The following is a 26,037-nucleotide window of genomic DNA, read 5'->3' as shown; positions in this document are numbered from 1 at the left end:
AAAATTAGGCACCGGTTGTGAGGAGGTGTGGGGGCCCGGTTGCTCGGGCGCTTCCAGGCCGAGGGACGGGCCCTCAACGGCACCCCGCTCCGGGTGCGCCCAGTTTCCAGGGTCAGGAGGAGCCTCATGCGCGGTATCCGCTCGAAGGGAGCCCAGGCGGCCATCCGGGTGCTCGGTTACTTGTCTGCTCGAGTTCCCCGACGGCTGGTGCGGCGGAGGCGATTCCGGGTCCGGGCCCTGCTGCAGGCGGCGCGGGTGGCGTCCCTCGTCCTCGCCCCGAGGCGGACGCGGGTGCGGAACGTGGCCCGGTTCCTCCGGGAGCGCTCGGTGGAGCCTCCGCACCACCGGCTCGTGCGCCAGGTGTTCCTCCGCGCGCTGGGTGGCGTCTATCTCATCGCCTTCACCTCGCTGGGAAAGCAGGTGAAGGGGCTCTACGGCTCGCGCGGCGTGCTGCCGATGAACGAGCTCTTCTCCTCGAAGCGGCTGGCCGCGCTGGGGCGCGAGCGCTTCCAGTTGGTGCCCTCGCTCTTCTGGGTGGACGCGTCGGACGAGACGCTGGTGCGTGGCATCCGCGCGGGCCAGGTGCTGTCCGTGGCGGTGATGTCGGGCATCGCGCCCCAGGCCTCGCTGACGGCGCTGTGGGCCCTCTACCTCTCCTATACGGCGGCGGGGCGCGAGTTCCTCTCCTTCCAGTGGGACGTGCTGCTGACGGAGATGGGGCTGCTCGGCATCCTCACCGCGCCGGCGGGACTGCGGCCGGGGGCGGGGCGGCACGAGCCCTCCGCGGCCCAGGTGGCGCTGTGGCGCGCGCTCGTCTTCCGCCTCTATTTCGGCGCTGGCGTGGCCAAGCTGAAGTCCGGCGACAAGACGTGGCGCCAGCTCACTGCCTGCACCCACTACTACGAGACGGCACCGCTCCCCACGCGCGGGGGCTGGTACGCGCACCACCTGCCCCAGCGGCTTCAGAAGCTCTCCACGCTCTCGGTGCTGGTGCTGGAGACGGTGGGCCCCTTCCTCGCCTTCGCCCCGAGACGGCTGCGGCTCGCGGCCTTCGGGTTCTTCTCCGGGCTCCAGGGGCTCATCATCGCCACGGGCAACTACGGCTTCTTCAATGTGCAGTCACTGGTGCTGGGCCTGTGGCTGCTGGATGACGAGGCCCTCGGGCGCGTCCTGCCGCGCTCGCGCCCGCCGCCCACCGAGCCCCGGCCCGTGTGGCGCACGGTGGGGGCGTGGTTGCCCGCCGCGCCGCTCCTGGCCCTCGGGGTGAACGAGCTTGTCTCCCGCTTGGACCGCTCCCTCACGCCACGCTGGCTGAGCTGGCTGGAGATGCGGGTCCGCCCGCTGCGCATCGTGAATCCCTATGGCCTCTTCGCGGTGATGACGGTGCGCCGGCCGGAAATCTCCCTCGAGGGCTCCGACGATGGCGAGACGTGGCGGGAGTACACCTTCCGCTACAAGGTGAGCGATCCCCACCGGGCGCCGAGGCAGGTGGCGCCGCACCAGCCCCGATTGGACTGGCAGATGTGGTTCGCCGCGCTGGGCTCGCCGCCGAGCTGGATGCTGGCGCTGGTGGTGCGGCTGTTGGAGGGCTCGCCGGAAGTGCTGAAGCTCTTCGCGCGCAATCCCTTCCCGGAGCACCCGCCGCGCTACATGCGCGCCGTCCTCCATGACTACCGGATGACGGACCTGGAGACGTACCGGCGCACGGGGGCCTGGTGGAAGCGCGAGCGGTTGGGGCTCTACCTCCCGCCGTTGAGCTTCGCGCCGAGTGGCTCGCGCAGCCTCCTCCAGTGGCACGCCGGGGAGTGAGGGCTCAGCGGGCGGGCTCGGAGGGAAGCTCCGCCCCCGAAAACGCCGGAGAGTCCTCGTGGGAGGCGGGCTCGTCGGGGCTGGCGTAGGCGCCGCGGTACTCCGGGGGCAGCAGCTCCGCCACGCGCCGCATCATCGCATCGGTGAGGGCCTGGCGCGGGTCCTCGGCGCCGGAGATCTCCGCCTCGAGCTCCTCGATGCGAAAGGGCCGGCCGAAGCGGACGGTGAGGTGGGCCCGACGTACCTTCTCCCGGCCCATGTTCCGGTCATCGATGGGCATGAAGCGCTCGGTACCGGTGAGGGCGACGGGGACGATGGGGACGCCCGCCCGCCGGGCGATGAGCGAGGCGCCCTTCTTGGCCTGGATGAGCGCGCCCGTTCGGCTGCGGCCACCCTCGGGGAAGATGAGGACGGACTGGCCCGACTTGAGCATTTCCACCGCGCGCTTGAGGGGCTCGGTGTCCGCCGAGTTGGGGCGGATGAAGATGGTGTCCACCGCCTCGGTGCCGAGCCGGGTCATCACGGTGTCCTGGAGCTTGATGCCGGCGAGGAAGAACACCCGCCGGGGCCGCAGGGCCCGGGCGAGCGTGAAGCCATCCGCGTTGGAGAGGTGGTTGCAGATGAAGAGGCAGGGCTCGTCCGGGAGGTGCTCCTTGCCGAGGACCTCCTGGGTGGTGCGGAAGTCCCAGACGGTGTCCATCAGCTTGCGCACGGCGGCCCGGCGGGGGCGCGGCGGCAGGAGGGACAGGAGTGTGAAGGCGTTGTGAATCAAGGTCGGGTCCTGCCTCTCACCGTGAGCAGGCCCGGGCCCCGCGTCCAGCCTCGCCCGGAGGGACTTGTCCGAGGGCCGCCCGCCCGCCCTCCAGGCTCGGGTGGGAGCGGCGGGCGGGCGAATGGTGGCGCGTGGGCCGTAACGAAATAGAGTTTCTCGCGCCTCTGTTGGGCAGGCACCCTCGTTTGCCCGTCTGGTCCCCCTACCGCCGTGACTCGCTTCCCTTCCTCCCGCTCGTTGCTCCTCGCGTCCGCCCTGGTGCTGGGCGCCTGCCGCTCGGCTCCGGACTCGCTCACGCTCTCCATTCCGGAGACGCGGCCCCTGCACGCCTCCGGTGAGTCGGTGGTGGTGCGGGCCGTGGCGCTCGATGCGAAGGGCCAGCCGGTGGAGAACCCGAAGCTGCGCTGGGTGAGCTCGGCGCCGGATGTCGCGTCGGTGGAGGACGGCGTGGTGGTGGCGCGCCGGTCCGGCAAGGCGACCATCGCCGCGGCGGCGGGCAAGGCCCGGGCGCAGCTGGAGGTGCAGGTGTCCATCCCGAGCGTGGTGGACATCCGGGTGGACGGGGCGGACTTCCTGTTGGCGGGCAACTCCATCCCCATCTCCGCGGTGGTGAAGAACGAGCTGGGCAAGCCGCTGGTGGACGTGCCGCCGGCGTGGAAGTCCAGCGACGAGTCCGTGGCGAAGGTGGAGAACGGGCGGCTGGTGGGCGTGGCGCCCGGGCGGGCCACCGTCACCGCGACCGTGCCGCCGCTGAGCCGCAACCTCCAGGTACAGGTGGTGCGCTCGGACTTCGCGCGGGTGGAGGTGGAGCCCACGCACCTCGTCTTCGCCAAGCCGGGGCAGCAGCTTCAGCTGCGCGCCAAGACGTTCAACGGCCGGGGCATTGCCTTGAGCGACGTGCCCGTGTCCTGGTTCAGCTCGGACTGGACGGTGGCGACGGTGTCCCCCACCGGGCAGGTGACGGCGGTGGGGCCGGGTCGCACGGTGGTGACGGCCACCGCGGGTCGGCGCAAGGCGGCCGCCGAGGTCGTCTTCGAGGTCAAGACGGCGGGCCGCTAAGGCCCGCGCTTCGCTTCACCCCTGGCCGCCGAGGCGCTCTCCTCTAGGGAGGCGTCACGGTGGCCTTGCGCTCCGAGGGCAGCGAGCGCTTGGCCTTGCTCCCCACGGGCGGGACAAACCCGGCGGCCGGGTCCGGCGGGCAGGGCGGCGGCGGTCCCTTGACGGGCGGCTGGATGGTGAACTCGATGCGCCGGTTCGCCGCCATCTCACTCTCGTTCCGGTTCTCGTTGCCCGCCACGGGGCGGCTGCGACCGAAGCCGGCGGAACACAGGCGCTCCACGGCGATGCCGCTATCGAGGAGGAAGTTCATCACGCTGGCGGCGCGGCGGCGCGACAGGTCGTAGTTGTACGCATCGCTGGCCCGCGCGTCCGTGTGGGCCTCGACGAGCACGCGCTGGATCTCCGAGTGATCCAGCATCACCTCGGCCACCTCCTCGAGGATGGGGAAGGACTCGGGGAGGATGATGTCCTGGTCGGTAGCGAAGTGGACCTGGTCCAGGATGAGGATCTTGTTGCCCTTGATGTGCGCGAACGGGCAGCCGTCCTGGCCCCGCGGGCCTTGAGCGACGGTGGGGCAGCGATCGAGCCGGTCCACCAGGGCATCGCCGTCCTCGTCCGGGTCCGGACAGCCGCCGAATTGCGCCGAACCGGCCTGGACAGGGCATTGGTCGAGACGGTCCACCACGGTATCCCCATCCGAGTCCGTGTCGGGGCAGCCGCCGTTCTCCACGAGGCCGGCCACGGACGGGCAGCGGTCGCCCTTGCCGATGACGGAGTCGAAATCCGGGTCCACGGGAGGCTCCGGAGGGCGCTCGAAGTCCTTGAGCTTGGAACGATCTCCCCAGATGACGGAGCTGAAGAGGCGCAGGGTGGGAGCTGTCAGCGAGCAGCCACAACCCCCGCCGCCTCCGACGGTGAAGGTAAGGCCGGTGGCGGTGTTGTACCAGCGCAAGCCGAGGAGGAGCTCGGCGGGAATCTGCTGGGTGCTGGTGGGGAGCTTGTCGAGCGGGGTGCTGCCAGAGAGCATGCCCACGGCGAAGATGCCGCGACTGCGCAGGATGGGCACCTCGGCGCCGAGTCCGAAGGTGGCGGAGTTGCCCCACTGGACGCCAGCGAACTGGCGCTCCGGGCGTAGCCAGAAGCCGGTGTTGAGGGCCAGGAGCATGCCCGAGCCGAAGCGGTAGTCCACCACGAGGCCGGGCGTGTAGGTGACCTCTCCATCGCTGGTGAAGGCCTCCTGGATGCCGGTGGGCAGGCCAAGGCCGAAGGTAAGGGAGGCGCCCAGGCCAGAGCCCCCGGCGGTGCGGCGAAGGCCGGGGAGGGCGACCTTGGCGGTGAGACGCAGGTCACCCGGGACGAAGGACTGGACGAAGCCCTCGGTGCCAATGGCCTCCAGGTTGTCCGAACCCTGGGCGAGCACCAGGGGCATGTCCACGCCGAGCTCCACCCAATCGAGCAGCCCCACGGAAGCCATGATGTCGAGCTGAAGGCGGTTGCCCACCACGCTGAGGGCCTTGGAGTGGGTGCCCGCGGCGACGAGCACGAGCGGGTCCAGGGCGAAGTTGAGGAAGGCACCGCCAGTGACGGCCAGGTTTCCAACGGGGCGCGACTGGCCGACGACGACGAGGTCCTGGGGCGCTCCGAGGGGACGGAAGGCCTGGACGTCGAAACGGGCGTCCTGGGCGGAGGCGAGCCCAGTGGTGAAGAGCCCCAGCGCGAGGCCGAGGGCGATGGAGGCGGAGCGCTTCATGCGGCGCGTCGGGGGCGGAGGGCGAGGAAGGCGGCGACGAGGAGCAGCAGGGTGAGGCCGCCGGGAGTGCTGCCCGAGGTGGTGCCACAGCAGAAGGAGCCACCCTGGGGCTCGGTGCCGGGCTTGCGGCGGCCGCGCTCACACTGCTGGGTGGAGGCGGAGCAGTGCTGGACGCCGAGGCAGTCGTCGCTGGCGTCGCAGGAGGTGGAGCAGATGTTGGTGGCGGTGTCGCAGGTGCCGCCGCAGGGGCAGTGGGCATCGGCGAAGCACTGCACGCAGGCGTCGCCGTGGCACACGGTGCCCTCGGTGCAGGTCACCGAGCAGGTGGAGGCACTGCACGTGCGCGTGGTGGGGTCGCAGGCGCCACCCGGGCCGCAGTCCTCGTTCTGGCGGCAGCCCACGCAGGAGCTGCCCGCGGTGGTGCCATCGGTGAGGCAGAAGGGCGTCTCTCCGGGGCAGGCCTCGCAGCGCTCGCCGCAGCGCTTGTCGGTGGTGCAGGAGGCGCACTCGCCACTGAGGCAGAACTTGCCGTCACCGCACTCGAGGTCGGAGCGGCACTCGACGCACACCTGGCCGTCGAGGCAGAAGGGGCGGTCCGAGGGGCACTTGGCGCATTGGGAGCCGCAGCGCTCGGAGGTGTTGCACTCGGCGACCTTCTCCACGCAGCGACCGTTGGCGATGTCGCAGCGCTTGCCGTCGGAGCACTCGGTGTCGTTAGTGCACTCGACGCAGGAGGGCGAGGCGCCGGGAGCGGGCGAGCCGCACTTGAGGCCGCCGGGGCAGCAGTTGCAGGAGGAGCCCGCGCAGCTGTCGTTGGTGGAGCAAGGCTGGCAGGAGTTGTCGGCGCAGACCTGACCACGGGGACAATGGTCGTTCGTGGTGCACTCGTGACACTCGTTGTCGGCGCCGCAGTACTCGCCCTTGGGGCAGTTCGCGTCGGTCCTGCAACCGCGGCACTCATTGGTGTTCAGGTCGCAGCGGCCGTTGGGGCACTGCGAGTCTTCCGAGCACTGGACACAGGTGAACGTGCCGTTGCGGTTGAGACACAGCGGCGTGGAGGCACCGCAGGGCGAGCAGCTCGGGCCGCAGAATGCGGCGGAGTCACAGGGGGCACACAGCGCGGCGCCGTTGCAGTAGTAGCTCGGGTCGCACCCGTTGTTGCCGGCGCTGTTTGTGAACTGGCGCTTGCACTGCTGGCACTGACTCGGGTCTGGATACGACTGGCGCCCGCTCTCCGTCTGGAAGAAGCGCGCGGGCTCCAGCACCGTGAAGCCACTAGACCGCAAGTTCACGGGGCTGTCGTTTGCCGTCCGCTCGAAGTCAACGAAGTCGCCGATGAGGACGGATACTTCCAGCGCGGCATGCTCGGTGATCTCCGCGTAGAGAAACTCGACCGGGTAGAGACCAGACTTCCTGAATGTGACGCTATTGGTCGTGCGCCACGTTGGGGCACCAAGCTGCGGCGGCCGGACCACGACCTCGTAGAATCTGGCGTTCCGGTCGAAGATGACGAGGCTCGCCGCGTCATCGGTGTAGAGACCGAAGTGCAGCAGGCGCCCCACCATCTCGGGGGTCACGTTCAGGTAGCCGCGCATTCGCGAGGCGAAGGAAGTACTCGTGTCGTTGCGGAAGAGGTCGCAACCGCCCTTCTGGCAGCCCCAAGCCGTCATGGCGTCCACGAAGTCGCCGTAGCTCGACTGCAGGCCGGAACTGTTGTTGTTCGACAGGTCGAGCGGCGTCCGCAGTACCTGGGTGAAACGGACGTTGGGATTGCTCGCGCTGGGAGCGGTTTCCAGGAAGGTGTCGATGCCGCCGCTGAAGGTCGCGACGCTCTGGGGGAAATCCGTCGCGGGGCTCGTCGACACCCTGGACGACATGCACAGTCCGGTGCCCGGGTTCCCGGGCGAGGGCGCTATAGGCTCTCCCTCAACGACGACAGGCGGCAACGGCTCGCCGGCTGCGGGCATCCCGGCCAGCCCTGCCAGCAGCACCGCCGCGAGGGCGGCCATTCTTCGGAAGAGGTACACGGACACTGGCCTGGAGGATTCCCCGGCCAACTTCGGAGGTCAAGTTAACGCCGGGAACACTGTGGGGGGTAGGACGGAAGTGTACCCGGCTTCCGCCTCGGCCACTAGCAAGCGGGCGACGCCTACTCCTTCTTCAACGCCACGGCCACCCGACCCAGCAGCTTGATCTGCCCGGAGTCGAGCTGGCGAAGCACTCGCAGCACCGCGCGCACCTCGGGCTTCTCTCCCTGCTCGCCCGCCGGCTCGGCGAGCCGCAAGGCTCCATCCGGTCCCGCCAGCCCCAGCAGTTCGTCCGCGGAAATCCTCAGTGCCCGGCACAGCCGCAGCAGCGTCGGCACGCTCGGGACCATGCCGCCGCGCTCGATTCGTCCGTACACCTCCGTGACCAGGTCCACCATTTCCGCCACATCCGCCTGGGTGAGCTGCGCACGCAGACGCGCCGTCCGAGCGGCTTCCCCAATCGTCTTCGCCAGTTTCTTGTCCATTCCTCGACCCACCCTACGATGTAGGCAAGCCGGAATACGACGCATCAGGTTGTCGGAACAGGACTGTAAAGGTCACTTCTTCGACCCTATTTCTAAAGTCACCCTGTTCCCTACCCGCCTTCGCGAGGGTCCGGACCCGACGCCATACCACCCCACGCCGACCTCGTCCCGTCCCTCACAACAACCATGTGCGAAGCACTCCCACCCGCCGCCTGTGTCCCTCGAGTTGCGGGTAGACACACTATGAAGGGAGGGTCTGACACGGTGGGTGCTCAGTGGGAGAGCCGTCGGGTCGTCTCGGAGAGGGCGGAAGCGGTGCGTTCCCACTGCGCCACCTGCGTGTCGAGGTGGCCGAGCAGGGCCGTGAAGAAGCGCTGCTCCAGGGCCTGGGCGAGGGTGGCGCCGTGGGCCTCGGCCCACCTGCGGGTGACGCGCTCGCGCACGTCCGCGCCCAGCATGTCCACGAAGCGCTCCATCAAGGGCGTGGACAGGAGCGTGCCGGCCCAGATGACGGCGTCATGGCCGAAGCCGCCCGTGGCCACCGTCACCGCCGCGGCGGCCCCCGAGGGCACGGAGTAGACGAGCGTGGTGAGGGCCTGGAGCAGCTCCTCGCGCATGCCGCCCTCGAGCTCGGTGGCCACCATCCCCCGGCAGAAGCCGTAGAGGCTGGCCCGGTCCGCCGCGTGGGCGTGCAGGGCGTCGAAGCCCAGGGGCTCGTCCAGACGCGCAAGATTGGCGGGCCCGAAGCTCTCCGCGAGCAGCTCGCGCGTCCGCGCGTCCCCATGCCATGCGGCCACCTCCGGGGCGAACACCTCCACCAACCGGCGTACCCCGTCTCGGAGGGTGTCGTCCGTCACCTGGAGCACCGGGGCGGCGGTGGGCTCGGGGCCCGTGAAGGAGCGGCGCACCTGGCGCGAGAGGAAGGTGAGGGCGGTGGCCACTCCCCGGAAGGGCAGGCGCACGTAGCGGTGGAAGGCGCTGCGCGCGTCCAATTCATCGCGGAAGGCCTCGATGAGCACGTCCGCGGGCACCGCCTTGAGGGCCGCGTGCGCCCCCACCGTGAGCAGCTCGTGCCGCACGCGCTGGCGCAGCCGCTCGGGCCCGTGGGCCGCGCTGGTGGCGGCCCGGGCCAATTGCTCCATCTCCGCGCGCGCGTCCCGCAGCGAGGCGGCCAGCGCCTGGGCCTTGAGGGCGCGGGCATGCTCGGCCTCACCCAGCAGCGTGGCGAGCCGGGGCGCGGCATCCAACGGGTGCGTAGCGAGGGGCTTCTCCCCGGCCTCCACCTCCGGCTGGTGCGGGGCGAGGTAGCGCGCCAGGGGCGGGTGGCCCACGTCCGAGGCCAGCTTCTCCAGGTGGCCGCGCGCCACCTCCTCGCGGGTGGACTCGTTGTAGACGAGGAGGTAGGGGCGCCCGTGGCCCACGGCGGCGCGCAGGAAGTCCACCAGCGCGGCGTTCTGGTACGTCTGCCGGCTGACGACGAAGGCGAGCACGTCCACGGTGACGAGCAGGGCCTCGGCGCGCTCGCGGTTGTCACGGTAGACGCTGTCGAAGTCCGGTGTGTCCATCACCACCAGTCCCCGGGGCACCGCCTCCGCGAGCACGAGGTAGAGGCGCCCGGACGGGCCCGGTTGGTCCACCGGCGCGGCCTCGCCCGAGGCCACGGTGACGATGTCGTAGCGGCTGGTGAGGAAGTCCTTGAGCGAGCCCGTCCACGAGTCGGGGTGCGCGGCGGCGAGGCACTGCTTGGTGAGGCCTCCCTCGGGACGGGCCGGGGAGAGGGGCGTGCCCACCAGGGCGTTGAAGAGGGTGGACTTGCCCACGTTGTTCGGCCCGGCGATGGCCACCAGCAGCAGGGGGGCGTCCGCGCCGCCGAGTCGGGGTATCAGGTCGCGCCGCAGCCGCTCCAGGAGTCGGCGGGCGGTGTCCGCGTCGGCGGCCTCCGGAAAGCGCTCGGGGAGCGGGAGGGCGTCGCGGGCGGATTCGAGGGTGGTGTGCAGGTGGGCGAGGTCGTTCATCCGGTGGCCCGGAGGACAGCACGTGCCGGGCCGGATGCCCACGGGAGACGTGTCAGGTGTGTCGGCCCTGGACGGATGCGCGGGACGTCGGCCTGGGGGCAGGGGGAGGCTCCCCCAGGCCGGCTCCCACTGGCTTCACTCCTGCCCGGCGAGGGGGACGTGCCGAGCATTCCCGTGAAGCCACTCAAGAGGCGGGTCACCTGGTCCGGCTTGAGGTTCGAAGTGCCGAGCCCGATGTCGAGCACTTCGCCCATCTCGGGGGGACAGGCGGCGCGCGTAGTCCATCATCAGGGAGACGGCGAGTCGCGCGACCTCGGGGCTCAGACCGGAATGGTTCGAGACGTAGCCAACGATGTCATTCATGACGGACTCACGTTGCGACGGACGTGCCAACGTGCCTCCCTCGGAGCGGGACAGGGCGCGCGGGGCGCGGATGTGGCGTTCCGCCTCGGTCGCGTCGGTGCGGCATTTGGGGACTGAGGCGATCCGCCGCAGTCCTACATGCCGTGGGCTCAGCGGCGCGAGCGCAGCGCGCGAGCCACCTTCCGGCCCAGGTCCGTGGGGTCCACGGGGAGGGGCACGTAGTCGTACACGCCGCTGGCGACGACGCGCGACAGCGAGCACGTCCGCCGAGGGCGCGGCGGGTGCGGCGGCGGACGGAACCCGGGCGCGCTCCTGCCTCTTGCCCTCACCGCGAGCGGGAGCCGGGGGCGCCAGTGATTCTCGCAACCGGGCGGCCAACTCCCGGGCGTTCGCCGGACGCTGGGCCTTCGCCTTGGCGAGACACGCGAGTACCAGCGTCTCCAGCGCCTCGGGGAGGTGTCGCTCCGGCAGGAGCTGGCGCACGGGCGGAGGCGGGCGGTAGAGGTGGCTGCTCATCACCTCCACGGCGGGCGAGTCCCCGAAGGGAGCCCGGCCCACGAGCAGCTCGTGCAGCAGGCCCCCACGGCGTACAGGTCCGCGCGTCCGTCGAGCACCTCGCCGCGACAGTGCTCGGCCTCGTACTCCGTCCCCATGCCGCCACGGCCGAGCTTCCCCGTCACCCGGTAGCGCCCGGCCACCACCCGCCCCAGCCAGGGCTCCGCCGTCCCCGCCATGCGCTACTCCGCCGAGCCCTTGATGCGGTCCAGCTTGCGGTAGAGCGTCTTGCGGTCCAGCCCGAGAATCTGCGCGGCCAGCGACTTGTTGCCCTTCACCTCCTCCATGACGCGGAGGATGTAGCGGCGCTCGACCTCCTCCAGGGTGGTGAGCTCCGAGTGGTCTCCACTGGCTACCACCACCTGCTGTGAGGGGCGGTAGGCGCGAATCTTCTCCGGCAGGTCCTCCACCGTGAGGCGCTCGGTGACGGTGACGGCCACCGCGCGCTCGATGCAGTTGCGCAGCTCGCGTACGTTGCCGGGCCAGCTGTAGCTCATCAACCGTTCTGCCACGGTCTCGTTGAGGCCCGTCACCCGCTTGTTGGCGCGGGCGGCGAAGTGCTCGATGAAGTGCTGGGCCAGCAGCAGGATGTCCCCACCGCGCGCGCGCAGCGGCGGCAGCTCCATCTGCACCACGTTGAGGCGGTAGTAGAGGTCCTCGCGGAAGCGGTTCTCCTCCACCATGCCCTCCAGGTCGCGGTTGGTGGCGGCCACCACGCGCACGTCGAAGGACACCTCGTGGTCCCCGCCCACCGGACGCACCACGCGCTCCTGGAGGGCACGCAGCAGCTTGGGCTGGAGGCCCAGGGGCATCTCCCCCACCTCGTCGAGGAAGAGCGTGCCGCCATGAGACTGCACGAAGAGGCCCGAGCGTGCCGACTTGGCGTCCGTGAAGGCGCCCTTGGCGTGGCCGAACAGCTCGCTCTCCAGCAGGGACTCGGGCATGGCCGCGCAGTTGACGGCCACGAAGGGCCCCGAGGCACGCCGGCTCTTCTCGTGCAGCGCCCGCGCCACCAACTCCTTGCCCGTGCCGCTCTCGCCGTTGATGAGCACCGTGGCTTCCGAGTCCGCGATGCGCGTGAGCAGGTCGTACACCTTGCGCATCGGCGGGCTGGAGCCGAGCAGTCCTCCCAGGCGCTGCGACTCGGTGACGACCTTCGTCAGGCGCACCACCTCGCCCTTGAGGTGGCGGTGCTGCACGGCGCGGGTGAGCGTGTGCACCAGCGCGTCCATCTCCACCGGCTTGGTGATGAAGTCGTAGGCGCCCGCGCGGATGGCCGCCACGGCCGTCTCCATGCTGCCAAAGGCCGTCACCACCACCACCGGGAGGTCCGGCAGGTTGGCCACCACGCGCTCGCACAGCTCCGTGCCGCTCAGCCCCTGCATGTTCAGGTCCGTGAGGACCACGTCGAAGGGCTGCTCCATCAGCAGGGGCAGGGCCGCCTGGGAATCGGTGAGGGTGGAGACGGTGAAGCCGCGCCGCGTGAGGCGCGCTTGCAGCAGCTCCACCATGCTCGGGTCATCGTCGATGAGAAGGACTCGGCCGCTCATGGGGCTCACTGCACGAGGTGAATGGGGTGTGCCGATACCATACAGAACCTCGGGGACGGTTGTGGGTTCAGACGCGACATGCCTTCACCCCTGCCTGCTCGCGGAGTAGGGTGCCGGGCTGATGCGACTCCCCATCTCCAGCCTGCTCGTGGTGGGCCTGCTGGCCTGCACCGCCTCGCGGACCTCGGCCGTGTCCGAGCCGCCGGCGGCGCATGCCCGGGCCGCCCTGCCATTCATCGAGGATGACTACTCGCGTGCCCTGTCGGAGGCGAAGTCGAGGGGATTGCCCCTCTTCGTTGATACCTGGGCCCCGTGGTGACACACCTGCCGCTCGATGCGCGCCTTCGTCTTCACGGACGAGGCGCTCGCGCGGCACGCCGGACGGTTCGTCTGGCTCGAGCTCAACACGGACGTTCCTGGTAACGCGGAGTTCCTGGAGAAGTACCCGGTCGAAAACTGGCCCACCCTCTTCATCATCGATGCGAGGGAGGAGAAGGCCCTCGTGCGCTTCGCGGGCAGCGCCACCGTTTCCCAGCTCGAGAAGCTCTTCGAGGACGGGGAGCGCGCCTGGCGCGGCGTGACCCAGGGCCCCGAGGGGCTGCTGGCGCGCGGCGACGCCCTCTATGGTGAGGGCAAGTCAGCCGAGGCGGCGGACGTGCTCGCCCAGGCGCTGGCCGAGGCTCCGGCGGAGTGGTCCCGCCGTGGCCGCACGCTGGAGTCCCTCCTCGTCGCGCAGTACGGGGCCCATCGGTACGAGGACTGTGCCCGCACGGCGTTGGCGGAGCTGTCCAAGGTGCCGCACTCGGCCTCGTGGGCCAATGCGGCGGCCCTCGGGCTGTCCTGCGCGCTGGAGGTGCCGGACGATGCCGACCCCTCGGAGGTGAAGGCGCTGAGGACGTCACTGGAGGCGAGGGCCCGCGAGGCGCTCTCCGCCGGTATCGCCATGCCCGGGGATGACCGCTCGGGCGTGTACGACGTGCTCGTCCAGGCCCGGCTGGCCGCGAAGGACGAGCCCGGCACGAAGGCACTCGCCGAGCAGTGGCTCACCTTCCTCGAAGGCGAGGCCGCTCGGGCCCCGACGCCGGAGGCGCGCACGGTGTTCGACTCGCACCGCATCAGCGCCGCGCTGGTGCTGGGCGACCTGATGCGGGTGGTGCCGGCCATCGAGCAGAGCGAGCGGGACCTGCTGAACGACTACAACCCGCCCGCGCGGCTGGCCAACCTCTACCGGCGACTGGGCCGGCTGGACGATGCGCTGGCGGCGAGCACCCGGGCCCTGGCGAAGGTGCGGGGAGGCCGGCGGCTGCGCGTCCTCTCGGACCGGGCGGACATCCACCTCGCCCGGGGCGAGCGGGACGCGGCGGTACGTACCCTGGAGGAGGCGCTCGCCTACGCGAAGACGCTCTCCGAGGCGCAGGCCTCGCAGCGCCAGGTGGCGGCCCTCGAGAAGAAGCTGGCGGACGTGAAGGGCAGGCAGTGAGCGGGGGACGGGCCCGAGTCAGGGCCCGTCCTCGTCGAACAGCTCGCCGGGGTCGTTCTGCCACCCGGAGAGCTGTTCCCCGGTGGGGAAGCCCTTCACCCGGTAGCGCTCCGGGTAGAGCCCCTCCACCGGTACGAGCAGATCTCCCAACACCTTCGCCACCTCGTCCCACCGGGCGATGCCCACCGGTGGGGCCTCCTCGCCGCGCGCCGGGTCCATGAAGAAGATGACCTCGGTCTTGGGCAGGAGGGTGTCCACGCCCTTCAACCAGACGGCGTAGCTGATGCTTCGTCCGTGCTCGTCCTGGTACGGGGTGTAGGTGGCCACGAAGACGTCCTCGCCCCGCTCCTCGTGGAGCTTCTCCAGCCGCTGCGTCTGCTCGTCGTAGTCGCGCGCCCGGGTGAAGAGCTCCAGCTTGCGGAAGTCCCCCCAGGCATTGCTGAGCCGCTCGGGCATGAAGGGCACCCAGCCCTTGGCGGTGAGGCGCAGGGCGCGACCATCCAGCGCACGCGGGGCCATCACCGCGCGCAGGGATTTCTCGGCCACCCGGCGCTGTCCGTCCTCGTCCTCGGAGCCGGTGATGAGGAGCACGTCGCGGTGGGGCGCCACCACCACGGGCTCTCCCCGCACCCGGCAGCGGCGTACCACCTCGTCGAGCAGCAGGCGGGAGGTCGCGTAGTTGTCCTCCCAGGGGGCCTCACAGGTGCCCGGGGCGAGCTGCTCCAGGCCCTCCGTGCTGCGCTGGCGCAGGTTCTCCAGGGCCACGGTGAAGGCCTCGTCGAAGGAGATGCCCCAGCGCCCCAGCTCCTCGGGCCCGAGGTACTGAAGGGTGTCCGGCCCGTCGAAGGCCAGGCCCGCGCCGAGGAAGGGGCCCACGGGCTTCCAGGAGATGGGCACCGGCTTGTCGGCGCCTCCCTTCATCACCATGCGGAGCTGCTCGAAGAAGGTGCGCCCGCGAACCACCGGCAGCAGGTTCGGCCGGGCCTCGGCGAACGTCTTCGGCAGCATCGGCCTGTCCCGCATGCGGACGAGCTGGGTGAAGACCTCGTTGCGCTCCTCCGGCGCCAGGGCGAGGTATTCGTCGAAGAAGTTGCCCAGGAACAGCGTCTCGCCCGGGTTCTCGTCCTTGGACCCCACGCGCAGCAGGAAGCCCTCGGCGTCGTACTGGATGTCCCGCTTCTCGCCGGCCGCGCGCAGGGCCGCGATGGCTCGCCGGGCGAAGGCGTCCCGCTCCGCCTGCTCGTCCCCGGGTCGCTCCCGCTCCTCCGGGTGCTCCGAGATTCGGGCCTCGGCCTCGCGCGCCTCCGCGGGAGTGGCACCGGCTGCCGTGCGCGAGTGTCCGGCACATCCGCTCAGCCCCAGGGCTCCCGCGAGCGCGAGCCCCACGAGGCCTCGCGTCCTCCTCGTCATGACCGCCCTGCCTGGGACTCGACGCCGAGCGGCCGTGCGGGCGCGCGGGTGTCGAGGTCGAGCAGCTCGAACAGCTCCAGGGGCGACTCGCGCATCCCGCCGTCGGTGAAGACGAGCACCGCCTCGCCGGGGCCGGTCGGGGGCGGGGTGCCGGCGCTATAATGGAGGGTGGTGCCGTCGGTGACGAGGTGGCGCAGCACGCCGTCCCGAGGCGGCGCGTGGGGCAGGGCGAGCAGCTCGCGGTTGCGCTTGTCGCGCGTATGGCCCACCACCTGGGTAAGGCCGGAAGGAAGTTGGTGCGGGTCGAAGCGGCGGCGCGGCGTGGCGGCGCGGTGGGCGGCGTCCTCGGGGCGCAGGCTGGGGCGCTGGTAGAAGATGCCGCGGCCCTCGCCGTACGTGGCGCTGCCGGGTTGGTGCAGCCCGGGCAAGGACAAGGCGCCCTGCTTCCAGGCCGCCACCGCCGTGTCGAGCGCCCGGTTGAGTGCGTCCGCGACCGTCGGCGCGTGGGTCCAATGCGTCTCGGGCAGTCCCACCGTGCGCAGATCCTCCCGCGTGACGCCCGCGTGCAGCACGAGCAGATCCTCCGCCGCGGCATGGGCCACCCGGAAGCGCCGGGCCCGCAGCAGGTGCGCCACCCAGTCGCGCTGCACCTCGCGGAAGGTGCCGAAGTCGCGCGCCACCAGCTCCACGTTGGGCACCTCCGGGTAGCGCGTGAGGAAGTCTCGCTCCCGGGCCTCGTCGGTGTCGTCGCCCTGGTAGATGCCGTCCGCCTCCACCTGGGCGGCGGCGAAGCGCGCGTCGGTGAAGTCGGCCAGCTCACCCACCCGGCCCAGGTCGTGGTTGCCCAGCAGCAGCACCGCCTGATCCGCCGGGTGCGAGGCCATCCAGGCCAGCAGCCGCAACGCGCTCGTGGCGACCTCCTCGCGCTCGGGGGCCTTGCCCCAGTCGAAGTGGTCCCCCACCGAGACGAGCAGCACCTCCGGGCGCAGCCGGCCATCCGGGCCGAGCAGCCCGTGCCGGTCGAGCAGGGCGAGGAAGCGGGTGAAGTCCGCCTGGGGATCGCCGATGGCGAGGTGGCGGGAGCGGGGGTGGCCGTCGGGAGGCGTGGAGTGGGGTCCACGGGCGACGGCCTCGGCGGCGCGGGCGAGGGCGGCCTCGATGCGGGGTGTGCTCACGCGGGCATCCTAGTCCCGCCGGCCCCGAGGCGCACCGCCCGCATGCCCCCTCAGGCGTGGAGGAAGACCCTCGAGATGAGCGCCGAGCGACTCTCCACCCGGGCCTTGGCGAGGATGCGGGTGACATGGACCTCCACGGTGCGCTCGGCGCACCCCAGCTTCCCGGCGATGGTCTTGTTGGACTCCCCGCGGATGAGGTGGTCGAGCACCTCCGTCTCGCGCGCCGTCAGCTTCCAGCTCGTGCCCAGCTCGTGGACGCGGGCGACGGTCCGAGCGGAGTCGTCCCGGTGGATGGCCAGGTAATGGGTGGGGAGACCCGCGAGCCGCAAGGGAGTGATGGAGAGCGACTCGCCGAGGGGCTCACCCCGCTGGTGCCGCTGGAGGGCTTCCGCCACGGGTCGCGCGCCCTCCCTTTCGAGCCGGGTCCGCCCCGAGGTGTTGGTGTGCGCCACGCGACCGGTGGCCGTCACCACGTACGCCGGTTGGCCGATGGCCTCCAGCGCTCCCTCCAGGGCGGCGTGCAGCACGCCCGCCTCGCGCAGGCGCGTGTCCAGCCGCAGCCGGCGCTGGAGCACCGGGGTGAGCTCGTGCAGCAGGTTCAGCTCCCGCGCGCCGAAGGGCTCCATGCGCATCACGCCCACCCATCCCAGCAGGGAGGCGTCCTCGCAGACGAGCACGCGCAGGTGCACCATCTGGTCCACCCCATACCGCCGCATGAAGGTCCCGAGGTTGGAGCGCACCCGCGAGTGCAACTGCTCCTGCTCCTCGGCGCTCATCCCGAGCTTCCTCCAGGGCTCCAGCCGCTCGTCCCGTGGGGCGGGCGTTGGCGGGGTCTCCGCCGTCCCCGCGGGGCGGAACTGGATCACCCGGTTGCGCTGGGCGGGCTGGGGACAGGCGGGGTTGAAGTACCCCCACGGATCCTTCAGCGAGCCGAGGACCTGGTCCAGGACCGGCTGGGCGGGTGGCGTGCTCAAGGGGAAGCCCGCGTTGTGGGCGAAGCTCGTCTGGTAGCGCTCGGGGCCCACGTCCACCCCGTACATGAGGCCGCGCTCCGCGTGCAGGGCCTCCCGCAGCGCTCCCACGAAGCTCGGGATGACGTCCGACCCGGGCTCCACCGTCTCCAGCAGGGTGCGCAGGTCCCCCAGAAGCCGTTGATCCTGCGAATTCTTTTTTTCCAAGCTCTTCGGATTCTAGGCGGACATTTACTGGGAAGGCCAACGAAGTCCGCCGTGTGACGTGGAGGGGCAGGACTCGTCACGGGAGCGGGTACGGGGTTTCCCGAATGGAATCCAGAAGGCGAATGGCGGGAGGCTTCGAGGTGGACCGTCGGGGGGGCGGACCTTTTGTAGGCCGTCGGGCCGCGTGACCCGTTCCCTGTGCGGCCAGGGGCGGGTCACGCGGCTCGCGCCGACAGTGGTACACAGCATGGACCGGAGGGGTGCGATGCGAATGTTGAACCGGGCCGTGGTGGTGCTGTTGCTGTGTCTGACGGCGTGCGTGGCTCACGAGAAGAATGGCGACAAGGCGGCGGCGGCGGGCGACTGGAGGACGGCGCTGGCGGCCTACCGCGAGGCGCTGCTGAAGGAGCCCGAGTCCCCGGCCCTCAAGGAGAAGTTCGAGCGGGCCCGGCAGGAGGCACGGGTCGCCGCCTCGCAACGGGCACACACCTGCGCGAACGCTCGGGAGTGGCAGTGCGCCGTGGAGGAGGCGGACTTCGCGCTGAGCCTCGATGGCTCCGACACGGAGCTGGCCGCCTTCCGCGCGGACGCGGCGCGCTCGCTGGCGCTGGACGTGGTTCAGCGGGCCCGGACGGTGGCGGGCACCCAGCAGTTCCCCGAGGCCCTCGGGCTGCTCAAGCGGGCCACGACGGTGTCGAACGACCCCCAGGTACTCCAGGAGGCGACGCGGGCGAAGGCCGAGGTGGTGGGGCTCGCGGACGCGGAGGCCGAGCGGCTGCGCCAGCTCAAGGCGTACCCGCGCTCGCTCACGCTGCTGCGCCTGCTGGTGTCCGTGGACGCGAGCCGGCAGCCGAAGCTCCAGGCGGTGGAGGCCGAGTACGAGCGCTTCCAGTCGGCCGAGTACGAGCGCCTGACGGCCGAGGGTGACGCGGTGCTCGCGCAGCGGCGCTGGGCCGAGGCCCAGGAGAAGTACGAGGAGGCCCTGCGGATGAAGTCGGGTGGCCGTGCGGAGCCCCTGGCGCGCTACGCGGGGGGCATGGCGCGGGGCGAGTCCGCCCTGGCCAGGCGGGACTTCGCGGACTCGGCGGAGGGCTACCGGGAGGCGGTGGCCTCGGGCCTGGACCGGGACGGGTCCGCGGAGGCGCGGCTGGCGGCGGTGGAGATCCGCCCGTACACCATCCGCCTGCGCTCGGTGCTGGTGATGCCCACGCGCCTGGATGGGCGCCCGTGGGTGGGCCCCGCCAGCCCCGTGCTCGCGCGGCTGCTGGGACGCGGCATGGACGTGGTGGCCGGAGGGAACAACGCGGCGGCGTGGCGCGTCCTCATCCGCGCGGCCGAGCGGGTGCCGGTGCGGAACCGCCCGACGCTCTCGGTCATCGTGACGCGGCCGGACGGCGAGCGGCTGATGACGCCCGGCCGCACCAGCCTCTACGCGGTGTATGACGATCCGGAGCTCGTCATCGCGACGAACCACTTCGACGAGCGCAACCTCGTCTTCCAGGTGGTTCAGGGCGAGGGCACCTCCCAGGAAGAGGTGGGAGCGGTGAGCGTCGCGCTGGGCGAGCTGGTGCGGCGTGGCGAGTCGGAGCTCACCAGGCAGTCCATCGCGTCGCTGGAGCTGGCCACCGGGCTGGTGGCGGGCCGGGTGGATGGCATGTTCACCGGGCTGCGGCCGGTGGGCGACGGCACCAACCTGGCGCAGGACTACTCGGTGCCGAGGGAGGGCACGCGAGGCTTCCGCCTGAAGGGAGTGCGGGCCGTGGCGATCCCCGGGTCCTACAATGACGAGGCCGCCCAGGACGGCGCGCCGGACCTCTATGTGGAACTCGAGCAGGGAGGCCGCGTCGTCTACCGCGGCCCGGTGGTGTCGAACGTCACCGATTCGACCTGGTCACCGACGAGCGTGAACCTCCACGTGGAGCAGGCGGAGCAACTCGTGGTGCGCGTCTGGGACGCGGACGACGGGGACGCGGCCGACCCGGTGCTGTCGGCGTACGTCCCCGCCCAGAATCTGGCCACGGGGCTCTTCCAGAGCGCGACACCGGAGGGCGGCTCCGTGGAGCTGCGCTTCGAGCCCCGGCGCTTCGAGGGCCCCCGGATGGCGGGTTCTAGCGATCCGTGACCGCGCGCCGGAACCGGCGCCGCTCCGCCACGGGGCGCGCGTAGACGCCGGAGGCCGCCCCGAGGAACAGGCCGACGACGTGGAGCGCGGTCCAGCCCCAGAAGCCGAGTCCGTAGAACATGTAATAGAAGTCCGGCGTGTCCCAGCCATAGAGGAAGGCGAAGAACGCCGGCACCGCCACCGAGGCCAGGGCCGCCGCCTTGAACGCGCGGCCCCAGCGCTTGGCGAAGAAGCCTCCGAAGGCGCCGGCCATCAGGCTGTTGAGGAACGGCACCCAGAAGAGGATGGCGCTCACGGCGATCATCGTGGCCGTGCCGATGAAAAGGCCCCGGTTGAAGATGGGGATGCCGTTGCTGGTCTCCACGCGGACCGTGACGTCGTGGTAGCCCGTGTCCTCGAAGTCGGGGAGGGGCTCGCTGGCGGTGGTGTGGATCTCCCGGCGCCCCAGGATTCCGCGCTCGCAGTTCTGGTCCTCGAGGACTTCACGGCGGGTCCGCGGCTTGGGGCCCTGGTCATTGATGATCTCGGACATGCGTGCTCTCCCGATGGGTGGAGGCGGAAGGCTCCGCCGATGACTCTGATGCGTTGAAGATGCGACATCCCCGCATGGGAGACAGGGCGGGTGGCTCCACCGCAGGCCGGGCACCCGGGCGGGCGTGACGGTGCTTGGCGACTTGAGGTTGCCCGGTATGCTGCGCGTCCCTCGTGCCCTTGTCCGCCTGGACGGAGCCCCCATGTCCCCGATGCGTTCCCTGATGCGCCTTGCCCTGCTGTCCTCCCTCTGTCTGCTGACGGCCTGCGCGCTGCGCCCGTACTACCGGGAGGTGCTGCCGCCCGACGTCGTCAACAGCAGCAGGGGATCGGACGTGCAGGATGTGATGCTGCGCGTGGTGGAGCCAGAGTCGGGTAAACCCATTCCGGGCGTGCGGGTGCTGCTCTCGTCGGGCCGCGGGCGCGTCAACGTGGTGAGTGACGCGACCGGCCTCCTCCACCTGCCGGTGTCGCCGGAGCTGCTCGCCGAGAACCCGCTGGTGGAGGTGGTCCTCCCCAAGGGCACGTCGGGCTACTCCCTGCAGTGGGTGAGGTAGTCGGCGTCCGAGCCCGCCCGGCAGCCGGCAGGCGAGCGCGGGACGCCGTCGCCCCAGGGCTGAGCGCCGGAAGGGCGTGGGGGCGACGTGTGCGCGCGGCTGGGGTAGTCTCCCGGCCCATGCGTCGCGCATGGATTTTCGGGTGTGTTCTCCTCCTCGCTGCCTGTTCCAAGAAGGTGACGGACAGCGCGGTGGATCTGTCCGTGGAGTACAAGGGGTATGTCCCCCAATGCGTCCGGGTCACCGTCTCGGACGCGGCGGCACCGAAGGAGCACACCAGCTCCGAGACCCTCGCCAGGGACATGCTGGCCTCGGACTCGGACCGGACGGTGCGCATCGCCGTCTACCGCGAGGAGAAGTGGAGCCAGCAGCTCCAGGTCGAGGTGGCCTCCTTCAAGGATGCCTGTGACGGCACGCTCGTCGAGACGCGCAAGCTGGAGCCGGTGACGCTGCCCGCCAAGGGCACCGAGCCCCGGACGCTCAAGCTCCTGGCCGAGGACGCGGACCAGGACGGCTACCTCGCCCGCTCGACCGACAGCGCCATCCAGCAGGCCAATGACTGCAACGACGGCGACCTCAAGGTGAATCCAGGCGCCGTGGCCGTGTGCGATGGGTCGGCCAGCCTCAACACCGACTTCAACTGCGACGGCAAGGCGGACTGCAACGGCTCCACGTGCGCGAGCGATGCACAGTGCGGCTCGGGCTTCTGCGTGGATGGCGTCTGCTGCAACAACGCCTGCAACTCGCCGCCGACGTGCCGGGGCACGGGGGTGTGCGGCACGGGCACCTGTACCTACCCGGTCACCCCCAACGTTCTCTGCAACGACGGGAACACCTGCACCCTCAACGACAAGTGCGACAACAGCGGGGTGTGCGGGGGCACGGCCAAGGTGTGCAACAGCGCGCCGAACACCTGCTACACGAGCACCGGTACCTGCAACGCGTCGACGGGCGCGTGCGAGTACGTGCCCCAGCCCCCCACGACGCTCTGCGACGACGGCAACAAGTGCACCAACTCGGACAAGTGCAACGGCAGCGGGACGTGCACGGGGGTGGCCAAGGTGTGCAACGGGCCGCCTGGCCAGTGCTACGAGAGCAGCGGCACCTGCAACGCCGGGTCGGGCGCGTGCGAGTACGCCGCCCTGCCCGACACGACGACCTGCAACGACGGCAACAAGTGCACCGACGCGGACAAGTGCAACGGCAGCGGCGCGTGCGCGGGTACGGCCAGGGTGTGCAACAGCTCGCCGGGTCAGTGCTACGCGAGCAACGGCACCTGCAATGGTTCGACGGGCGCGTGCGACTACACGGCGCTGTCCAACACGACGAGCTGTAATGACGGCAAGGCCTGCACCACGCCGGACAAGTGCGACGGGCTGGGGTCGTGCGCCAGCACGATGAGCTGCACCCCGCCCAACGAGTGCAAGGTGGCCTCCACCACGGCCTGCTACGAGACGGGCTCGTGCGTGTTCGACGTGAACACCGCGCAGGTGGGCAAGGTCTGCAACGAGGGCGGGAAGAAGGGAACGTGCTCGGCGGAGGGGACGTGCCACACGTTCAAGTACGCCGTCACGCCCAACTTCAATCCGGAGAACATCGCGGCGGGTCAGACCATCAATGACCTGACCGTTTCGTGTGCCGCCACCCTGGACACCTCGGGGGCTCCGACGTGGAGCGATTCGGGATGTGGCTTCTCCAAGCCCACGCCCGTGGTGTTGGGCAGTGTCGTGGTGGTTCCGGTGCGCAACCTCACCGTGGACTTCCCGTTGCGGCTGGTGGGCTCGCGCCCCGTCATCTTCGCGGTGTACGGCAATGCCACGTTGAACGACGAGCTTCGCGCCAACTCGGTCCATCTGGAGGCCCGGACGGGGGCTGGCAGTGGGGCGGGATGCACCGGGCGGGTGGGTGCCATTGGCGATGAGAACGGAGGAGATGGCAGTGGCGGTGGTGGTGGCGGCCTGGCGACGACGGGGGCCGCGGGTGGCGCCAACGACGACAACTCCAGGGCGGGAGGTGGCGGCGGCAATGCGCTGGCGGCCGGCTTCTCACCGCTGGCGGGCGGCTGCGCGGGCGGCGCGGGCGGTTCCACGGGAGGCGTGACGGCCGGGAAGCAAGGCTCTGGCGGTGGCAGCGTTCAGCTCTCCGTTGCGGGGACGCTGACGGTGAGGAGCGTGGTGTCCGTCAGTGGCGCGGCGGGCGAGGGAGGCGCGGCTGTGGCCGGGAAGACGGCCGGTGGTGGCGGCGGTGGGAGTGGCGGACTCCTGGTGCTCGAGGCCGACGCGCTCATCATCGAGTCCAGTGCCAAGCTCACCGCGAATGGTGGCGCGGGCGGCGAAGGCGGCAGCGATGCGGGAGGAAACCGCGTCTCGGGAAACGATGGGCTCGATGGGAGCGAGACCGGGAGCGGACCGGCTTCGGGTGGGACGGGGGGCTCGAATGGAGGCGGTGACGGTGGCCCTGGAGCGGCGGGCACCGCCACTCCTGGCAACGGTTCCAAGGGAGTGAGTACGGGAGGCAACCAGGCCGCTGGAGGCGGTGGCGGTGGTGCCGCGGGTCGCATCCTCCTGCGCGGCGTGACGAGCTGCCCCGCCATTCCGACGGACAGCGTCATCAGTCCCGTGTACGACAACACGGGCGGGACGTGCGCCGTCCCCTAGACGCGGGTTTGAATCAATTCGCGGGTCCTCCGTCTGAAGGGGCAAGAACGACGGAGGACATGACGATGGCGCTCCAACTTCAGCACGGACTGTTCACCCTGGCTCTTTCCGCTCTGCTCCTGGCTCCCGCGGCGCGGGCCGAGGACCTGGGCTGGGGCAGTGGACACGAGGCTGCCCCGGTGGGCGAAGACTTCCGCGCCGAGCACCACATCCACACGGGCGGGTGCTACCACCCGGCGCCGACGCCTCCTCCGGCCCAGCCGCCGCGCTCGCGGTGGCCGCGCCAGTCGGGCCACTACGAGCTCCAGACGGTGCAGAAGTTCGTGCCGGGCCACTATGAGCAGGTCTGGGTCGAGCAGACCTGCAAGTACAAGCCGCGCCGCCACGTGACGAAGTGCCAGGGCGGCTACTACGAGCAGCGCTGGGTGGAGGGCTATTACCAGCCGGTGCAGGAGTGGGTCTGGGTCTCCGTGCGTCGCGGCCACGGCCGCTGGTAGTCGCCCCTCGAAACCGGCCCTGAACTGCCCATGAGGCGGGAGTCGGGGTAGACTGGCCTGGCGTGTCTCCCATCCCGTCCACCCTCGGTGTCCTCCTGGTGCCCGCGGCCTCGGCCGCTCGCGAGTTGCTGGCGCGTGCCGCGGCCGAGGCCGGACTGCGGGTGGTGGAGCAGCCGGAGCAGGCCACCATCGGGCTGGTGGACCTCACCGCGCCGGAGGGGGGCGCCGCCCTGACGGCCATGCGCGCCACGACCGCGGGGGCCCGGCTCTCCCTGGTCGCCCTGTTGGAGCCAGGGAACACGGCCTTCGCCACCCTGGAGTCGCTCCAGCCCGCGGAGGTGATGTGCGCCGGGGGGCATCCCCATGAGCTCGCCTGGCGGCTGAAGCGCGTGGCCGAGCGCCACCGCGAGCACACGGAGCACGTGCGGCGGCAGGAGGATCTGGCGCTGCTGCTCGAGCTCACCGCGGACTACGCCGAGAGCCTCAACGTGGAGGCGCTGCTCCACGACGTCACCCGCCGGCTGGCGGAGCGGCTTGGCATCGGCCGGGCGGCGCTGGTGATGGTGGATCCGGGCACCGGGAATGGGGCCCGCGTGGTGGCCGCGAGCGACGAGCCCGCGCTCGAGGACGTGCGCATCGACCTGGAGCGCTACCCGGAGATCCGCGAGGCGGTGCGCACGGGCAAGCCCGTCATCGTGGAGGACGCCTCCCACCACCCGCTGCTGGAGGGCGTGCAGAACGAGGTGGCCTCGCGGGGCATCCACACCATCGCGGCCTTGCCGCTGCCCATCCGGGGCGAGGTGCGCGGGGTGCTGCTGCTGCGCGCCTCGGGGGCGGACCGGCGCACCTTCGCGCCGCATGAGATCGAGTTCCTGACCACGGTGGCGCACGCGACGGCGGTGGCGCTGCGCAACGCCTCGCTGCTGCAGACGGTGCGCGGGCAGACCGAGCGCGAGATGTCGGCGCGCATCGCCGCCGAGGCCAAGGCCGCGTCCCTGGAGACGTACCACCTCTTCTTCGCCAACGTGCGCGAGGGCGTGGCCATCCTCGACGACCGGGCGTGCGTGCTCAGCCTCAACCCGGCGGGCGAGAGCCTCCTGGAGACGTCCTCCGAGCTGGCCTATGGGCGCCACCTGATGGAGGTGTCGCAGCCGCTGGACGAGTCGGTGCTGATGGAGCTGGTGACGGCGGCCCGGCGGGGCGAGTCCCGCTCGGACGTGGACCTGATGATACGCACGCCCGGGGGCCGGCGCCTCACGCTGAGCTTCTCCGCGGCCCCGCTGGAGGACGGCCGCCGGGCCATCATCCTCTCCTTCCGCGACGTGACGTTGGCGCGCGTGCTGGCGGACGAGCTTCGCCACACCAAGGACTTCCTCGAGCGGCTCATCGACTCCTCGGTGGATGCCATCGTCGCCGCGGACATGCAGGGCCGCATCGTCCTCTTCAACAAGGGGGCCGAGGCGCTCAGTGGCTACACCGCCCAGGAGGCGTTGAGTGGCATGCACGTCAAACAGCTCTACCCGCCCGGGGTGGCCGCCCGCATCATGCGGCAGCTGCGCTCCCCGGAGCAGGGGGGGCGGGGCCGGCTGGCGTTGAGCCGGCAGGACGTCGTCCACCGCTCCGGGCAGGTCGTCCCGGTGAACATGACGGCCTCCATCATCTACGAGGGCGGCCGCGAGGTGGCCAGCGTGGGCATCTTCACGGACCTGCGCGACCGGATGGAGCTGGAGCGCAAGCTGTCGGACGTGGAGACGCGGCTGGAGGAGAGCGAGAAGAACGCCGTCATCGTCGCGCTCGCCGGCACCGCGGCCCACGAGCTCAACCAGCCGCTCACCTCGGTCATGGGGTACGCGGAGCTGCTCAAGCGCAGGCTCAAGGAGGAGGACACCTCCTACAAGCCGGTGGACATCATCTATCGCGAGGCGGAGCGCATGGCGGAGATCGTCCGCAAGATAGGCCGCATCACCCGCTTCGAGACCAAAGCCTACATGGGGTCGCAGCAGATCCTGGACCTCGACAAGGCCAGCTCCAATGACGACTGAGTC

Annotated in this window: 20 protein-coding genes; 9 read left to right on the top strand and 11 right to left on the bottom strand. The window is 70.9% G+C overall.

The features are described 5' to 3' along the window. The first annotated feature begins 126 nt into the window (after positions 1-126). Positions 127-1,809 carry a lipase maturation factor family protein gene (locus tag VF794_RS28540; RefSeq protein ID WP_331115796.1) on the top strand — a complete coding sequence of 561 codons (1,683 nt, stop codon included), beginning with the start codon at positions 127-129 and terminating at the stop codon, positions 1,807-1,809. A gap of 4 nt (positions 1,810-1,813) precedes the next feature. Here VF794_RS28540 and VF794_RS28535 read toward each other — a convergent pair whose 3' ends face one another. After that, entirely contained in the window at positions 1,814-2,581 is a 768-nt protein-coding gene (locus VF794_RS28535) for a lysophospholipid acyltransferase family protein (RefSeq protein ID WP_331115794.1), read from the bottom strand. A 210-nt stretch (positions 2,582-2,791) separates the two neighbouring features. On the opposite strand from VF794_RS28535, the gene VF794_RS28530 reads away from it, so the two are divergent. Further along, positions 2,792-3,640: an Ig-like domain-containing protein gene (locus VF794_RS28530; RefSeq protein ID WP_331115792.1), complete on the top strand. Its 849-nt coding sequence runs from the start codon at positions 2,792-2,794 to the stop codon at positions 3,638-3,640. Between the two features lie 43 nt (positions 3,641-3,683). Here VF794_RS28530 and VF794_RS28525 read toward each other — a convergent pair whose 3' ends face one another. The 6 genes from VF794_RS28525 to VF794_RS28500 all read right to left on the bottom strand — a co-directional run bounded on the left by VF794_RS28525 (position 3,684) and on the right by VF794_RS28500 (position 12,385). After that, positions 3,684-5,390 carry an OmpA family protein gene (locus tag VF794_RS28525; protein WP_331115791.1) on the bottom strand — a complete coding sequence of 569 codons (1,707 nt, stop codon included), beginning with the start codon at positions 5,388-5,390 and terminating at the stop codon, positions 3,684-3,686. Next, entirely contained in the window at positions 5,387-7,357 is a 1,971-nt protein-coding gene (gene traA, locus VF794_RS28520; protein WP_331115860.1) for an outer membrane exchange protein TraA, read from the bottom strand. Before traA ends, VF794_RS28525 begins: the two co-directional genes overlap by 4 nt. Positions 7,358-7,539: 182 nt before the next feature. After that, positions 7,540-7,902, bottom strand: a complete 363-nt coding sequence (locus VF794_RS28515; protein ID WP_331115789.1) for a helix-turn-helix transcriptional regulator — start codon at positions 7,900-7,902, stop codon at positions 7,540-7,542. Between the two features lie 272 nt (positions 7,903-8,174). After that, positions 8,175-9,917 carry a GTPase domain-containing protein gene (locus VF794_RS28510; RefSeq protein ID WP_331115787.1) on the bottom strand — a complete coding sequence of 581 codons (1,743 nt, stop codon included), beginning with the start codon at positions 9,915-9,917 and terminating at the stop codon, positions 8,175-8,177. Positions 9,918-10,795: 878 nt separating this feature from the next. Then, positions 10,796-11,014 (bottom strand): hypothetical protein, encoded by a 219-nt coding sequence (locus tag VF794_RS28505; RefSeq protein ID WP_331115785.1) that lies wholly within the window; start codon positions 11,012-11,014, stop codon positions 10,796-10,798. A gap of 3 nt (positions 11,015-11,017) precedes the next feature. Further along, positions 11,018-12,385, bottom strand: a complete 1,368-nt coding sequence (locus VF794_RS28500; RefSeq protein ID WP_331115783.1) for a sigma-54 dependent transcriptional regulator — start codon at positions 12,383-12,385, stop codon at positions 11,018-11,020. Positions 12,386-12,506: 121 nt separating this feature from the next. Here VF794_RS28500 and VF794_RS28495 point away from each other — a divergent pair, with 121 nt between their 5' ends. Both VF794_RS28495 and VF794_RS28490 read left to right on the top strand, forming a co-directional pair. Beyond that, positions 12,507-12,704, top strand: coding sequence for a hypothetical protein (locus VF794_RS28495; protein ID WP_331115781.1), 198 nt, complete (start codon positions 12,507-12,509; stop codon positions 12,702-12,704). Between the two features lie 15 nt (positions 12,705-12,719). Next, the gene (locus VF794_RS28490; protein WP_331115780.1) at positions 12,720-13,865 is read left to right on the top strand and encodes a tetratricopeptide repeat protein; all 1,146 of its coding nucleotides are present in this window, start codon (positions 12,720-12,722) and stop codon (positions 13,863-13,865) included. Positions 13,866-13,883: 18 nt separating this feature from the next. Here VF794_RS28490 and VF794_RS28485 read toward each other — a convergent pair whose 3' ends face one another. Genes VF794_RS28485 through VF794_RS28475 form a run of 3 tightly spaced genes read right to left on the bottom strand, consistent with a single transcriptional unit; the run spans position 13,884 to position 17,628 of the window. Then, entirely contained in the window at positions 13,884-15,275 is a 1,392-nt protein-coding gene (locus VF794_RS28485; protein ID WP_331115778.1) for a hypothetical protein, read from the bottom strand. Continuing rightward, entirely contained in the window at positions 15,272-16,450 is a 1,179-nt protein-coding gene (locus VF794_RS28480) for a metallophosphoesterase (protein WP_331115776.1), read from the bottom strand. The genes VF794_RS28485 and VF794_RS28480 overlap by 4 nt, the downstream gene beginning before the upstream one ends. 50 nt (positions 16,451-16,500) lie before the next feature. After that, complete coding sequence (locus VF794_RS28475) at positions 16,501-17,628, bottom strand: LuxR family transcriptional regulator (RefSeq protein WP_331115775.1); 1,128 nt, start codon at positions 17,626-17,628, stop codon at positions 16,501-16,503. Between the two features lie 265 nt (positions 17,629-17,893). Here VF794_RS28475 and VF794_RS28470 point away from each other — a divergent pair, with 265 nt between their 5' ends. Beyond that, positions 17,894-19,750: a hypothetical protein gene (locus tag VF794_RS28470; protein WP_331115774.1), complete on the top strand. Its 1,857-nt coding sequence runs from the start codon at positions 17,894-17,896 to the stop codon at positions 19,748-19,750. Here the strand turns inward: VF794_RS28470 and VF794_RS28465 are convergent. Then, positions 19,737-20,282, bottom strand: coding sequence for a hypothetical protein (locus VF794_RS28465; protein WP_331115773.1), 546 nt, complete (start codon positions 20,280-20,282; stop codon positions 19,737-19,739). The genes VF794_RS28470 and VF794_RS28465 overlap by 14 nt on opposite strands. A 202-nt stretch (positions 20,283-20,484) precedes the next feature. Between VF794_RS28465 and VF794_RS28460 the strand changes: the two genes are divergently transcribed. From VF794_RS28460 to VF794_RS28445, 4 genes are all read left to right on the top strand, one after another. Beyond that, positions 20,485-20,838 carry a hypothetical protein gene (locus VF794_RS28460; RefSeq protein WP_331115772.1) on the top strand — a complete coding sequence of 118 codons (354 nt, stop codon included), beginning with the start codon at positions 20,485-20,487 and terminating at the stop codon, positions 20,836-20,838. Between the two features lie 176 nt (positions 20,839-21,014). Continuing rightward, on the top strand, positions 21,015-23,495 hold the full coding sequence (locus VF794_RS28455) for a hypothetical protein (protein WP_331115771.1): 2,481 nt from the start codon (positions 21,015-21,017) through the stop codon (positions 23,493-23,495). Positions 23,496-23,554: 59 nt separating this feature from the next. Further along, on the top strand, positions 23,555-23,992 hold the full coding sequence (locus VF794_RS28450) for a hypothetical protein (protein WP_331115770.1): 438 nt from the start codon (positions 23,555-23,557) through the stop codon (positions 23,990-23,992). Positions 23,993-24,054: 62 nt separating this feature from the next. Next, positions 24,055-26,034, top strand: a complete 1,980-nt coding sequence (locus VF794_RS28445; protein WP_331115769.1) for a PAS domain S-box protein — start codon at positions 24,055-24,057, stop codon at positions 26,032-26,034. Positions 26,035-26,037 lie beyond the last annotated feature (3 nt).

This window comes from Archangium sp. (genome assembly GCF_036389735.1).
Classification (GTDB): Bacteria; Myxococcota; Myxococcia; order Myxococcales; family Myxococcaceae; genus Archangium.
This window is presented reverse-complemented; position numbering and strand designations above follow the sequence as displayed.

Excerpts from the sequence above, each read along its gene's own strand:
- VF794_RS28525 (WP_331115791.1), bottom strand. The coding sequence starts at position 5,390 with ATGAAGCGCTCCGCCTCCATCGCCCTCGGCCTCGCGCTGGGGCTCTTC.
- VF794_RS28505 (WP_331115785.1), bottom strand. The coding sequence starts at position 11,014 with ATGGCGGGGACGGCGGAGCCCTGGCTGGGGCGGGTGGTGGCCGGGCGC.
- VF794_RS28495 (WP_331115781.1), top strand. The coding sequence starts at position 12,507 with ATGCGACTCCCCATCTCCAGCCTGCTCGTGGTGGGCCTGCTGGCCTGC.
- VF794_RS28490 (WP_331115780.1), top strand. The coding sequence starts at position 12,720 with ATGCGCGCCTTCGTCTTCACGGACGAGGCGCTCGCGCGGCACGCCGGA.
- VF794_RS28515 (WP_331115789.1), bottom strand. The coding sequence starts at position 7,902 with ATGGACAAGAAACTGGCGAAGACGATTGGGGAAGCCGCTCGGACGGCG.
- VF794_RS28510 (WP_331115787.1), bottom strand. The coding sequence starts at position 9,917 with ATGAACGACCTCGCCCACCTGCACACCACCCTCGAATCCGCCCGCGAC.
- VF794_RS28540 (WP_331115796.1), top strand. The coding sequence starts at position 127 with ATGCGCGGTATCCGCTCGAAGGGAGCCCAGGCGGCCATCCGGGTGCTC.
- traA (WP_331115860.1), bottom strand. The coding sequence starts at position 7,357 with ATGCCCGCAGCCGGCGAGCCGTTGCCGCCTGTCGTCGTTGAGGGAGAG.
- VF794_RS28460 (WP_331115772.1), top strand. The coding sequence starts at position 20,485 with ATGTCCCCGATGCGTTCCCTGATGCGCCTTGCCCTGCTGTCCTCCCTC.
- VF794_RS28500 (WP_331115783.1), bottom strand. The coding sequence starts at position 12,385 with ATGAGCGGCCGAGTCCTTCTCATCGACGATGACCCGAGCATGGTGGAG.
- VF794_RS28465 (WP_331115773.1), bottom strand. The coding sequence starts at position 20,282 with ATGTCCGAGATCATCAATGACCAGGGCCCCAAGCCGCGGACCCGCCGT.
- VF794_RS28450 (WP_331115770.1), top strand. The coding sequence starts at position 23,555 with ATGACGATGGCGCTCCAACTTCAGCACGGACTGTTCACCCTGGCTCTT.
- VF794_RS28485 (WP_331115778.1), bottom strand. The coding sequence starts at position 15,275 with ATGACGAGGAGGACGCGAGGCCTCGTGGGGCTCGCGCTCGCGGGAGCC.
- VF794_RS28470 (WP_331115774.1), top strand. The coding sequence starts at position 17,894 with ATGCGAATGTTGAACCGGGCCGTGGTGGTGCTGTTGCTGTGTCTGACG.